This is a genomic window from Chromobacterium sp. CCUG 76385 (genome assembly GCF_059916625.1).
Genome location: NZ_JAUCGU010000042.1, coordinates 15633 through 28570, shown reverse-complemented (window position 1 = coordinate 28570; position 12938 = coordinate 15633). Strand labels below are relative to the sequence as shown.

The following is a 12938-nucleotide window of genomic DNA, read 5'->3' as shown; positions in this document are numbered from 1 at the left end:
TGGGTATCCATCATCACGCTCCTGGTGAGAGGCTTACTTCAGTGTAGTTACCAACTTGTAATTGGGACATAGCCAAAAAAAATGCCAGACCGGCATGGTCTGGCATGTTTTGCGACGAGGGCCGCTTAACGGCGCATCGAGTCGAAGAAAGCCTGGTTCGACTTGGTGGCCTTGATCTTGTCCTGCAGGAATTCCATCGCTTCCAGGTCGTCCATCGGGTACAGCAGCTTGCGCAGCACCCAGATCCGCTGCAGCTGGTCCTGCGGGATCAACAGCTCTTCGCGGCGGGTGCCGGAGCGGTTGATGTTCATCGCCGGGAAGATGCGCTTTTCCGCCATCTTGCGATCCAGATGGATCTCGCAGTTGCCGGTGCCTTTGAATTCTTCGTAGATCACGTCATCCATGCGGCTGCCGGTATCGATCAGCGCGGTGGCGATGATGGTCAGGCTGCCGCCCTCTTCCACATTGCGCGCGGCGCCGAAGAAGCGCTTCGGACGCTGCAGGGCGTTGGCGTCCACGCCGCCGGTCAGCACCTTGCCGGAGGCCGGCACCACAGTGTTGTAGGCGCGGGCCAGACGGGTGACGGAGTCCAGCAGGATGACCACATCCTTCTTGTGCTCGACCAGGCGCTTGGCCTTCTCGATCACCATTTCGGCAACCTGCACGTGACGGGTGGCCGGCTCGTCGAAGGTGGACGACACCACTTCGCCGCGCACCGAGCGTTGCATCTCGGTCACTTCTTCCGGACGTTCGTCGATCAGCAGCACGATCAGCACCGCGTCCGGATGGTTGGCGGTGATGGCGTGCGCGATATGCTGCAGCATCACCGTTTTACCGGACTTCGGCGGCGCCACCAGCAGCGCGCGCTGGCCGCGGCCGATGGGCGCGATCAGATCGATGATGCGGCCGGTGATGTTCTCTTCGGCGCGGATGTCGCGCTCCAGCTTGAACTGCTCGGTCGGGAACAGCGGGGTCAGGTTCTCGAACAGAATCTTATGCTTCGAGTTCTCCGGCGCTTCGCCATTGACCTTGTCCACCTTCACCAGCGCAAAGTAGCGCTCGCCGTCCTTCGGGGTGCGGATCTCGCCCTCGATGGAGTCGCCGGTGTGAAGATTGAAGCGGCGAATCTGCGACGGGCTGACGTAGATGTCGTCCGGACCAGCCAGATACGAGGTGTCCGGGCTGCGCAGGAAGCCGAAGCCATCCGGCAGCACTTCCAGCGTACCCTCGCCGAAGATGCTCTCGCCTTTTTTGGCCTGGTTTTTCAGAAGCGCGAAGATCAGATCCTGCTTGCGCAGACGGTTTGCGCCTTCGATCTCGTTGGAAATCGCCATTTCCACGAGCTCGGAAACATGAAGATGTTTGAGATCAGATAAGTGCATAGCGGTCGTGAGGTCGACTCGGTAGTATTCAGGCGGAACGCCGTCGGGGGTGTGGAAGCGTAAACGGAGCGGGCGGCTTTTTATGCCACCCGCCTTGAAGATTGTGCGTGGAGAATAGACGCTTTACAGTTGGCTGTCAATGAAGGCCGTCAGCTGGCTCTTGGACAGCGCGCCAACCTTGGTGGCCACAACCTGGCCATCCTTGAACAGCATCAGGGTCGGGATGCCGCGGATGCCGAACTTCGGCGGAGTCTGCTCGTTCTGGTCGATGTTCAGCTTGGCCACTTTCAGCTTGCCGGCGTAGGCGGTCGCCACTTCGTCCAGAATCGGAGCGATCATCTTGCACGGACCACACCATTCGGCCCAGTAGTCAACCAGCACCGGGGTGTCGGCCTTCAGCACGTCTTGTTCGAAAGAATCGTCGGTTACGTGATGGATCAAATCGCTCATGGCTTCCTCGTCGAAATTAAATAGCTTGCCTAATCCCCGATGGTAGCAAGCGCAGCCGCTCGCGGCAACCGCATGCTGCGCGGAAGAATCCCTGCCTATCATCGGGTTATATACTGCATCCAGCGCATGGATGGCTGCTGCAAATGGCTGCCATTCGGTATAATGTCGCGCTGTTTACATGTGAAGGACACCAAATGGGCTTTCTGCAAGGCAAGAAAATCCTGATCACCGGCATGATCTCCAACCGCTCCATCGCTTACGGCATCGCGCAAGCCTGTCATCGCGAAGGCGCCGAACTGGCTTTCACCTATGTGGTGGACAAGCTGGAGACTCGCGTCCGTGAAATGGCGGCGGACTTCGGCTCCAAGCTGGTCTACCGCTGCGATGTGCAGAACGACGACGAGATCAATCAGCTGTTCGTCGAGCTGGGCAAGGAATGGGATGGCCTGGATGGTCTGGTGCACTCTATCGGTTTTGCCCCGCGCGAAGCGCTGGAAGGCGACTTCCTGGATTCGCTGAGCCGCGAGGCCTTCCAGATCGCGCACGACGTGTCGTCCTACAGCTTCCCGGCGCTGGCCAAGGCCGCCCGCCCGATGATGCAGGGCCGCAAGGCCGCGCTCTTGACGCTGTCCTACCTGGGCGCGGTGCGGGCGATTCCGAACTACAACGTGATGGGCCTGGCCAAGGCCAGCCTGGAAGCCTCGGTCCGCTTCATGGCCGCCAGCTTGGGCAAGGAAGGCATCCGCGTCAACGGCATCTCCGCCGGCCCGATCAAGACCCTGGCCGCCTCCGGCATCTCCGGCTTCTCCAAGCTGCTGAACATGGCGGCCGGCCAAGCCTGTCTGCGCCGCAACGTGACCACCGAAGAAGTGGGCAACGCCGCCGCCTTCCTGCTGTCTGACCTGTCCTCCGGCATCACCGGCGAGATCACCTACGTCGACGCCGGCTACAGCGTCAACGCGCTGAACGTGCCGGAATAAGCAAGCATCGCGCGCTCCCGCGCTACTCTTCGCGCAGCGCCTTCAGCGCCTCCTGCGAGTGGTAGAACACCTGATCCAGGTCTTCGACCAGACTGGCCGCATCCACCAGGTCGTCGGCCTTGCCCAGCTGCTCCAGCAGCCGGCATAGCTCCGCCAGTCGCTGCGCGCCTACGCTGCCGGCGCCGTTCTTCAGCGCATGGGCGGCGCGAAACAACTCCTTGCCGTCGCCGCTCTTGGCCGCCTGATGTATGGCGGCCAAGAGCCGCGGCCCTTCCACCAGCCAGGCCGCCACCATCCGCGGCAACAATCCGGGATCGATGTCGCGGATGCCTGCCAGCGCCTGCTGATCGAGCCATCCCTCCTCTTCCGCGTCAGACGACGCCTCATCCGGGCGATCGGCCCCCGGCTTCATCCAGCGCGCCAGCACTTCCAGCAAGGCATTCTGCGTAAACGGCTTGGCCAGATAGTCATCCATGCCCGTCTGCAGGCAGCGCTCGCGCTCGCCGGCGCCGGCATTCGCGGTCAGCGCGATAATGGTCAGCCGCTCGCCGCCGGCTTCGCGCTCGCGAATCGCACGGGTGGTCTGCCATCCGTCCAGCACCGGCATTTCACAGTCCATCAAAGCCAGATCGAAACGGGTCTGCGCGCAACGCGCCAAGGCCTCCTCGCCGTTGCGGGCCAGTTCCACCTCGCACCCCAGATTGCGCAGCATGGCCTGCGCGAGTTCCTGATTGACCAGATTGTCCTCCACCAGCAACACTCTGCCGCTGAGCGTCTGCGGCGGTGCGCCGTGCACGCCTTCAGCGTCGCTATTTGGCGCGCTTGCCTGCAACAAGGCGTTATACAGGTCGGATCGCCGCACCGGCTTGGTCAACACCTGGCGCGCCAGCTTGGCGGCGGCATTCAGCTGCTGGAAATCATCGGCGGCGGAGCTCAGGATGATGGCCGGCGGCATGGCGTCCCCCATGCGCTGGCGCGCCGCCTCCAGAAACATCCGCCCATCCATCTCCGGCATCATCATGTCGGACAGGATCAGGTCGTAGCGTCCTTCCGGCGCCGCCAGCAAGCCCAAGGCCTCGGCCGGGTGCTGACAGACGCTCACCAGGCAACGCCAGGACTCCAGCTGGCTGCGCAGGATTTCCAGATTGGTGGCGTTGTCATCCAACACCAGCACATGCAGCCGGCTCAGCAGTTCGGTCGGCTCCGCCGGCTGGCTGCGCGGCGCGCGCGGCAGCCGCAGGATGAAATGAAACTCCGTGCCGACGCCGGGTTCGCTTTCCAGATCGATAGCGCCGCCCATCATGCCCACCAGCCGCTGCGAAATCACCAACCCCAAACCGGTGCCGCCAAATCGGCGGGTGGTGGAGCTGTCGGCCTGAGAGAACGGCTGGAACAGCCGGCTGCGCTGCTCCGGCGAAATGCCGATGCCGGTGTCGCGGACGCTGAAGCGGCACGCCACCTCGGTTTTACTCTCCTCTAGCCGGTCCACCCGCGCCACCACTTGGCCGGACTCGGTGAATTTCACCGCGTTGCCGACCAGATTGGTCAGCACCTGGCCCAGCCGCTTGCCGTCGCCGAACACATCCACTGGTTCCAGGGGCAGCGCGCACATCAGTTCCAGGCCCTTGCCGCAGGCCACCGGGGCCAGTCGCTCTACGATCTCCTCCACCAGTTGATTGAGGCAGAACGGCTGGCTGTCCAGTTCGAAACGGCCGGATTCGATCTTGGAGAAGTCCAGGATGTCGCTGATGATGGACAGCAGGTTCTCGCCGGAGCGATGCACCACATTGACGTAATGGCGCTGCTGTTCGTCCAGCCGGGTGCGCAGCAGCAGGTCGGTCATGCCGATCACGCCGTTCAGCGGCGTGCGTATCTCATGGCTCATCACCGCCAGAAAATCGCTCTTGGCGCGATTGGCGGCCTCGGCGGCGTCTCGCGCCTCCGCCAGTTCGGCGCTGCTGCGCTGCAATTCGCCCAACGCCTCGGTCAGTTGGTTGTTGGCCTGCTGCAGCGCCAAGCTGCGCGCGTGCAGCGCCGTCTCGCGCTCATGCAGCTTCTGGTACAGCCGCACCCGGTTCAGCAGCAGATTGTCGTCCAGCGGCTTCATCAGATAGTCCACCGCGCCCAGGCCGTAGCCGCGGCTGATGAACTCCTCGGCCTTGAAGATGGCGGTGACGAAGACGATGGGGATGCCGCGGGTGCGCTCGGTCATCTGCAGATGGCCGGCCGTCTCGAAACCATCCATGCCCGGCATCTGCACATCCAGCAGGATCAAATTGACTTCGTGCTCCAGCGTGGCCATCAGCGCTTCTTCGCCGGAGGCGGCCTCCCGCACCTCGCAGTCGGACAGCCTGGACAACAAGGCGCGCAGCGTGACGCGGTTGTTGGGATTGTCGTCCACCACCAGAATGGCGAAGCTGGCACTCATCGTTCCGCTCCTCTGCCGACGCGATAGAGGTAACTGCCGCTGCAATACGGCTCGAAGCCGGCATCCAGCGCCTGGCGGTGCAAGCCGTCCTGCGGCCCCAACGCCAGAAAGCCTTCGGCATGCAGCGAGCGGGCGAAGCGGCGCAGCACCTGGCGCTGCAGCTCGGCGTCAAAATAGATCAACACATTGCGGCAGACAATGAGCTGGAATTCATTGAAGATGCCTTCCTCGGTCAGCGAGTGGCGATAGAACAGGATGCGCTGGCGCAGCCTGTCTTCCATTTTCAGGAAACGGCCGTTGGCGGCCAGATAGGCGTCGAACAGCCGCGGCCCGCCGCTGGCCAGATAGTTTTCGCGGTTAAGCGCCAGGGCGCCGGCCGGAAACAGCCCGCTGCTGCCCAGCTCCAGCAAGTACGGATTCAGGTCGGTGGCGAACAGGTGGCTGCGGTCGAGCAGGCCCAGTTCCTCCAGCACGATGGCCAGCGAATACGGCTCTTCGCCGGTGGAGCAACCGGCCGACCACAGCTTGATCAGCGGAAAACTGGACAGATAAGGCAGAATCTCATCGCGCAGCAGCTTCATCTGCTGCGGATGGCGGAAGAAGCTGGTCACCCCCACCGGCAGCTCGGCGCACAGGCGCTCGAACAGCGCCGCGTCGGTCAGCACCGCCCGCTGGAAATCGCAGAAAGCGCGCAGATTGAACTGGCTCATCAGATTGAGGATGCGGCGCTTCAGGCTGTCGCGCTGGTAGTGGCGGAAGTCGTAGCCATAATGGCTGGACAGCGCCTCCAGAAACAGATCCAGCAGCGCGCCGTCGGGTTCCGCCTCCGCGCCGGCCGCGGCCGAGGCGGCCAGGCTGGCGATGGCCGGCAGCTTCAGCACAAAATCGTAATGCCCGTCGTTGCGCGCGGCGTCCGGCATGGCCCGCGCCGGCGCACACTCGTCGCCATCCTGCACGATGACGCAGCCGCCCGCCTGGCGCAGCGCGGCGCAGCCATCGGCGCCGTCGCGTCCATAGCCGCACAACAGCACCGTCAGCGCGCCGTCCCCATACTCCGCGGCCAGAGACTGGAACAGCACGTCGATGGAGGGCCGGGCAAACTGTATCTGGCGGTCGCGCGTCAAATAGACGTAACCGTGCGCCACCTTCATATGATGGCCGGGCGGCGCCACGTATACCGTGCCCGGCCGCGCCGGCGTCATCTGCTGCGGCATTTCCACTACATAGCCGGTGCGTGTCTTCAGCAGCTGATCCAAGAGATTGGCCTGATCCTCCTGGACATGCTGGGCGATGAATACCACCACGTCCGACAGCGGCAATGCCTCGACGATGCGCAGAATCGGCTCCAGGCTCTGCGCGGAGCCGGCCAGCGCCAGCGCGCGCAGCGGCGGCCTTTCGCCCGGCTGCTCCACCTTGGCCGCCACCTGCCGCGTCGGCAGGCTCAGCCGCGCCAGGCTGTGCGCCAGCAAGGCGTGATAGGCCTGTATTTTCAGTTTGCCGCCGGCGTCCAGCCGGTCCGCGATGGCCAACAGCACATCCGACGGCAAGATATCCGCATCGTAAAAGCAAAGTTCCAGCGACTCGGCCGGCTCCGTGCGCAGCAAGGCCAGCAGCGCCGAGCGGTCCTCATGCGTATCCAGCCGGCCCAGCACCGCCGCCTTGCACTGCCCGCCGCGCTGCTGAACCGTCACGCTCATTTAGCCCGGCCCTCGCACCATTGCGCCGCCTTGGCCACCAAAACGTCGTAGTCCACCGGCTTGGACAGATAGTCATCGGCGCCGGTAGCCAGTATCTTTTCCCGCTCCGCCGGCAGCGCCTTGGCGGTGATCGCCACCACCGGCAGATCGACCCAGGCCGGGTTGGCCCGGATCGCCGCGATGGCCTGATAGCCATCCATCTCCGGCATCATGATGTCCATCAGCACCAGATCCGGCCGCTGCTGCTCCAGAAACTCCAGCGCGCGCCGGCCGTTGACGGCGCTGGACAATTTGGCGCCGTGCCGCTCCAGCGCGGCCGTCACCACGAACAGATTGCGCGGATCGTCATCCACCACCAGGATGCTGCGCCCTTCCAGCAGCCGGCTGCCTGCTGCGGCAGGCGGCGCTTTCAAGGCCGCCTGCTGCCGCGGCACGTCGCGCAGGAAGCGCTCGACGTTTTCCAGCAGCCTTTGCCCCGCCTGCGGCGTCTTGACGATGATGCAGTCGGAGTAGGCGCGCAGTTCCGCCTCGTCCTCGTCGTCCGGGCTCTGGCCGGCGTAGAACACCAGCGAGATGGCCGGATCGGCCTCGCGCAAGGCGGCGGCGACCGCCAGACTGGCGGCGACCGGCGCCGCGCCCAGATCGATGATCGCCAGCCGGCAGCGGCTCTCCCGCAACAAGGCCGGCCAGTCGGCATCGGGTCCGACGCCGACGATGGCGCCGCCGGTTTCGCCCACCAGCTCCGCCACTTCATCGCGGCTGATGCCGCCGCGCTCCACCACCAGAATCCCGCCGGCGTGGCCTCCCACCGCGCGCACCAGCTCGGCCTCGGCCGCCGCCAAGAGCTTGTCGCTGGCGGGTTTGCGCAAGAAGCCGATGGCGCCCTGCTGCAGCAAGGCTTCGTCGCGGTCGCGCGCCGAGACGATGTATACCGGGATGGCCGCCAGCGCCTGCCGGGTTTTCAGCTCATGCAGCACCTGGGTGCCGTCCATGTCCGGCAAGCCCAGGTCCAGCAGAATGCCCGCCGGCTGATGGCGCTCGGCCAATTCCAGCCCCTCGCCGCCGGTTCCGGCCAGCAAAGTCTTGTAGCCCAGCCGCCGGTTCATCGTCAGCAGCATCTGGCCGAACACCGGATCGTCGTCGATCAGCAGCACCGCGCGGTCTCCCGGCTGCAGCGCGTCCCTGTCGTCGCGCGCCATCTCCAGCCGCGGCGGCGGCGTCAGGCTGGCCGCCTCGCGCGAGGCCGCGGCGCTTTCCGGCAGCCAGACGATGAACTCGCTGCCTTCGCCCGGCTTGCTTTCCAGCTCGATGGTGCCGCCCAGCATCTGGGCGAAGCGCAGGCTGATGGTCAGGCCCAGCCCGGTGCCGCCGAATTCGCGCGAGGTGGAGCCGTCCGCCTGCTGGAAGGCCTCGAAAATCACGCCCTTCTTGTCTTCGGAAATGCCGATGCCGGTATCGCGCACGCTGAGCCGGATAGGCAGCGCCGTGTTCGGATGGTGGCTGAGCCGGAAGGTGACGCTGCCCTCGCGGGTGAACTTGATGGCATTGGTCAGCAGATTGCGCAGTATCTGCGACAACTTGTCCGGATCGGACACGAAATCGCGACGCAGCTGGTCGTCGATGACGAAATCCAGCCCCTTGTCGCGCGCCAGATGTTCGAACATGCCCTGCAGCTCGAAGCACAGGTCACGCGTGCTCAGCGTGGCCAGATGCACATCCATCCGCCCGGCCTCCACTTTGGACAGGTCCAGCACGTCGTTGATCAGCCGCAGCAGGTCTTCGCCGGAACGATGGATGACCTGCGCCCACTTCTGCGCCTCGCCCTGCACCTCGCCATTTTCAGAGCTGACCATCATCTTGGACAGCAGGATGATGGAGTTCAGCGGCGTGCGCAGCTCGTGCGACATATTGGCGAGGAATTCGGATTTGTACTTGCTGGCCTGATCCAGCTGCCGCGCCTTGGCCTCCTGCTGCCTTTTCGCCTCTTCCAGCTCCTGATTCTGCTGCTCCAGCTGCTGCTGCGATTCCTCCATCTGCGCATTGGTCTGCTGCAGCTCCTCGGTCTGCTGCCGCAACAGCTGCTGCGCCTCTTCCATCTGGGCATTGGTCTGTTGCAGCTCTTCGGCCTGTTGCTGCAGCTGCTGTTGCTGCTCCTCCATGCGGGCGTTGCTCTCTCGCAGTTGCTCGCTCTGCGCGCGCATCTCGCGCTCGGACTCCTCGCTGGCCGCCAGCAGCTTGCGGATATGAACGCGCTGCTCGGCGGCGAACAGGAAAGAAGCCAGCATGCCGGTGATGTTGGACAGGTATTCCAGCTTGCGTTCGTCAAAATGCTCGAAGCTGGCCAGCTCGATCACGCCGACCAGTTCTTTCTCATGCAGCAGCGGATAGGTATAAGTGAAGCGCGGCAACGCCAGCATGGTGCCGGTGACGATGGGCGCGGCGGCGTCGTCGCTGACCTCCAGGATGATGGGTTTGCGCTCGCGCGCCACCTGCCCCACCGCGCCCTGGCCCAAGGCAAAGGTGGCGCCGAGACTGTTGCGCTCGGTGTACATATAGCTGCCGATCAGGTCCAGCCGCTGTTCGGCGTCGCGATACAGATAAAACACGCCGCGGCCGGCGTCGAGATAACGGCCGATCAGCCCGATGGCCGCATCCGCCAGCTGCTCGGTGGTCAGATCGCCGGTCAGCGCCGCCGAAACTTCGCTATAGCCGTCCTTCAGCCAGTTGCGCCGCTCGTCCTCGGCGCGGGCGATGCGCAGCATCCGTATCATCTCGTTGATGGCGATGCCCAGCCTGTCCTTGGACGAGGCCAGCTTGACCTCCTGGCTCAGGTCGCCCTGGCCGATGGCGTAGGCGCGGTTGGCCAGGTGTTCCAACGATTCGGTCAACAACTTGATCCGCGCCATCAGGCTGCTCTGGTCGCCCGCCTTCAGCTGGATATCGCTGGCCAGATCGCCCTCGGCCAGGCGGGCGGCGATCTCGGCCGCTTGCGATGGCTCGCCGCCCAGCTGCCCCAAGATCGACCGTGTCGTCCAGTAACCGATCACCGCGATGACCAGCAGCATCAGGCCGCAGATGAACAAAGTCATCAAGATGGCATTGCGCTTGGTCACCGCCGCCTCGTCGGAAAAACGCTTGGCGATGACGATGTTGTAATCAATATGCGCATCGATCAACTTGAGCATCTGGTCGGACACAGGGTCCAGTTGCAGCAGCAATTGATGGGCCTTGGCCACGCTTTGCTCGCTAGAGCCTTTTTCCTGCAGCATTTTGTCCAGAAGCATCTGGTATTGCCGCCAAACCGGCTTTTCTTTTCCCAGATAGGCCTTGTCCATCTCGTCGGCAAAACAAATGGTGCCCGCGCAGCCATCGGTTTCATAAGCGTGGAGCGCATTGCTTACGTTGTCGCGCGCCACCTGCAACTTTTCTTCCACCCGGTTGCGCTCGGCCGTGTCCGCGCCATAATCCAGCCGCCCGGCCTGAGTGCTGATTTCCTGAAAATTGCGGCGCAGCTCGCCGAGAATTTTCAAACTCGGCACCGCATTGATATTGGCGTTATTGGCGCCTTCGTACACCCTCTCCATTAGGTACTGTTCCAGCCCGGTCAACAAGGCCAAGCCCAGCAGCGCGGCCAGCACCAGCAGCGCCATATTCTTGCCAACGGTCAATTTCACGCGAATCTCCCGGCATGGCCGCAAACGCGACATTAACTGTTGCAGTTTAGACAATTAACAAAATCACTAAACAAAGAAAAAAGACTAGACTGGAGACATCGGGCCTATTCCCGAGGAGGGGATGCATGCAGCTTACTGGCAACATTCTGGTGGTCGACGACACCATGACTACGCTGATGATGCTGCTGGCTCTGCTATCGACCCAGGGCTTCCAGGTCAGCTCGGCGCAAAGCGGCGCCGAGGCGCTGGATTTGGCGCAAAAGCAACCGCCGGACCTGATCCTGCTGGACTTCAGCCTGCCGGACATGGACGGTGTCGCCGTTTGCCGCGAGCTGAAGCTCAATGCCCGCACCCGCGACATTCCGGTGCTGTTCCTCAGCTCCATCTCCGACGCGGATATCCGGGTGGAAGGCTTCTCCGCCGGCGCGGTGGACTTCATCGCCAAGCCGTTCGAACGCAGCGAGCTGCTGGCCCGGGTCAACACCCACCTGGACCTGTCCCGTCTGAAACAGCGGCTGAGCAAGCTCGTTGAGGAAAAAACCGAATCGCTGCGGCTGAGCGAGCAACGTTTCCGCGCGCTGATCGAACAGGCGCCGGAGGCCATCATGGTGTTCGACAAGGATACCGGCCGCTTTGTCGACGCCAACCGCCAGGCCGAGCTGCTGACCGGCCGGCCCTTGCAGACGCTGATAGGCCTGACGCCGGGCGATCTGTACTCCGCGGAGCAGCCCGATGGCCTGCCGGCCATGGAAACCGTGCGCATGCATGCCGCCCGCGCCATGCAAGGCGAGGTGCAGGTATTCGAGCGCGTCATACAGCGGCCGGATGGGGAAACGGTGCCGTGCGAGGTCAGGCTGAGCAAGCTGCCCAGCGAAACCGGCCACCTGCTGCGCGTCAGCTACATCGACATTTCCTCGCGCATGGCCGCCCAGGAAAAAATCAACCGGCTGGCGTATTTCGACAATCTGACCGGCCTGTACAACCATAGCGGCCTGCTGGAGCAGCTGAACGCGCTGTGCGCCCTGAGCGATGAGGAAAGGCCGCCGTTCGCGCTGCTGCTGATAGATCTGGGCGACTTCAAATACATCAATGACGTCTACGGCAACCGCATCGGCGACTTGCTGCTCAGCTGCGTGGCCGACCGGCTGCGCCAACTGGCAGGCAACACGGGCTATGCCGGCCGGCTGGGCGGCATTGAGTTTGTGCTGCTGCAAACCGGCATCGCCCATGCCAAAGCCGCGCAGGCGCTGGCCAGCCATGTGCTGGACACCATCACCGCGCCGTTCGCCGTGGACGAAATGATGCTGAGCATTGCCGCCAACATCGGCGTCAGCCTGGGCGCGCCGCACGGCTGCAACGGCCAGGAGCTGCTGCGCGACGCCGACATGGCGCTATACCAGGCCAAACAGCGCGGCACCAGGCACATCGAACTGTATCAGGCGGAAATGGGCAAGCAGATGCGCGAGCGCATCGAACTGGAAAAGGAGCTGCGCCACGCCATTGAAAAAGGCCAGCTGGTGCTGCACTACCAGCCGCAGATCGAACTGGCCAGCGGCCAGGTGGTGGGCGTGGAGGCGCTGGTGCGCTGGCAGCATCCTAAGAAAGGCATGATTTCGCCAGGCCAGTTCATCCCCATCGCCGAACAATCCGGCCTGATCCTGCCGCTGGGACGCTGGGTGCTGCGCGAGGCCTGCCAGCAGCTCAGGCGCTGGCACGACAAAGGCTGCGGCCTGGACATCAAGATGGCGGTCAACCTCAGCGTGGCGCAATTCACCGACCAGGAGCTGCCGGAGTTCGTGGCCGAGGTGCTGAAGGAAACCGGCATCGCGCCGGCATCGCTGGAGCTGGAAATCACCGAATCCTGCACCATGCTGTCGCCGCAGCAATCCATCCGCATGATGCAGCAGTTCCGCGCCATGGGCATTCACAGCTCGATAGACGATTTCGGCACCGGCCACTCCTCGCTGTCCTATCTCACCCGCTTCCCGGTGGACACGCTGAAGATAGATCAATCGTTCATCCGCAATATCGCCAGCGACGAAAAAGACACCGCCTTGTGCGACACCATCGCCTATCTTGCCCATCGCATGGATTTGCGGGTGGTGGCGGAAGGCGTGGAAACCAAGGAACAGCTGACTTTCCTCTCCAGCATCCAGGTCGACGTGGTGCAGGGCTACCTGTTGTGCAAGCCGGTGCCCGCCGCGGAGGCGGAAGCCTTCATCCTGCAGCGGGCGAATTTCAGTCCGCAGGCCGGCGTCGAATATTTCTGACACCAAGCCATCCATTGCCAGCCCCGCCTCGGCAATGGCACACTTTTCCCATCTCTT

7 protein-coding genes are annotated in these 12938 nt (G+C 63.5%); 2 read left to right on the top strand and 5 right to left on the bottom strand.

Annotated features, from left to right (window positions below; genetic code table 11):
- Positions 1-125: 125 nt before the first annotated feature.
- On the bottom strand, positions 126-1382 hold the full coding sequence (gene rho / locus QUG01_RS18490) for a transcription termination factor Rho (protein WP_103318719.1): 1257 nt from the start codon (positions 1380-1382) through the stop codon (positions 126-128).
- Between the two features lie 123 nt (positions 1383-1505).
- Positions 1506-1832, bottom strand: coding sequence for a thioredoxin TrxA (gene trxA / locus QUG01_RS18485; protein ID WP_043625554.1), 327 nt, complete (start codon positions 1830-1832; stop codon positions 1506-1508).
- Between the two features lie 194 nt (positions 1833-2026).
- On the opposite strand from trxA, the gene fabI reads away from it, so the two are divergent.
- Complete coding sequence (fabI, locus tag QUG01_RS18480) at positions 2027-2812, top strand: enoyl-ACP reductase FabI (protein ID WP_043625557.1); 786 nt, start codon at positions 2027-2029, stop codon at positions 2810-2812.
- Positions 2813-2834: 22 nt separating this feature from the next.
- Here fabI and QUG01_RS18475 read toward each other — a convergent pair whose 3' ends face one another.
- From QUG01_RS18475 to QUG01_RS18465, 3 genes are read right to left on the bottom strand one after another with little or no spacing between them, the layout of a single operon-like run.
- Positions 2835-5240, bottom strand: coding sequence for a response regulator (locus tag QUG01_RS18475; RefSeq protein WP_500831362.1), 2406 nt, complete (start codon positions 5238-5240; stop codon positions 2835-2837).
- On the bottom strand, positions 5237-6937 hold the full coding sequence (locus QUG01_RS18470) for a chemotaxis protein CheB (protein ID WP_500831361.1): 1701 nt from the start codon (positions 6935-6937) through the stop codon (positions 5237-5239). Before QUG01_RS18470 ends, QUG01_RS18475 begins: the two co-directional genes overlap by 4 nt.
- Entirely contained in the window at positions 6934-10611 is a 3678-nt protein-coding gene (locus QUG01_RS18465) for a response regulator (protein ID WP_500831360.1), read from the bottom strand. The genes QUG01_RS18470 and QUG01_RS18465 overlap by 4 nt, the downstream gene beginning before the upstream one ends.
- Positions 10612-10736: 125 nt before the next feature.
- Here QUG01_RS18465 and QUG01_RS18460 point away from each other — a divergent pair, with 125 nt between their 5' ends.
- The gene (locus QUG01_RS18460) at positions 10737-12881 is read left to right on the top strand and encodes an EAL domain-containing response regulator (protein ID WP_500831359.1); all 2145 of its coding nucleotides are present in this window, start codon (positions 10737-10739) and stop codon (positions 12879-12881) included.
- Positions 12882-12938 lie beyond the last annotated feature (57 nt).

What these genes read in the sequence shown, in the direction of transcription:
- QUG01_RS18470 (WP_500831361.1), bottom strand. Translation starts at nt 6,937, where the DNA reads ATGAGCGTGACGGTTCAGCAGCGCGGCGGGCAGTGCAAGGCGGCGGTG.
- QUG01_RS18460 (WP_500831359.1), top strand. Translation starts at nt 10,737, where the DNA reads ATGCAGCTTACTGGCAACATTCTGGTGGTCGACGACACCATGACTACG.
- rho (WP_103318719.1), bottom strand. Translation starts at nt 1,382, where the DNA reads ATGCACTTATCTGATCTCAAACATCTTCATGTTTCCGAGCTCGTGGAA.
- fabI (WP_043625557.1), top strand. Translation starts at nt 2,027, where the DNA reads ATGGGCTTTCTGCAAGGCAAGAAAATCCTGATCACCGGCATGATCTCC.
- trxA (WP_043625554.1), bottom strand. Translation starts at nt 1,832, where the DNA reads ATGAGCGATTTGATCCATCACGTAACCGACGATTCTTTCGAACAAGAC.
- QUG01_RS18475 (WP_500831362.1), bottom strand. Translation starts at nt 5,240, where the DNA reads ATGAGTGCCAGCTTCGCCATTCTGGTGGTGGACGACAATCCCAACAAC.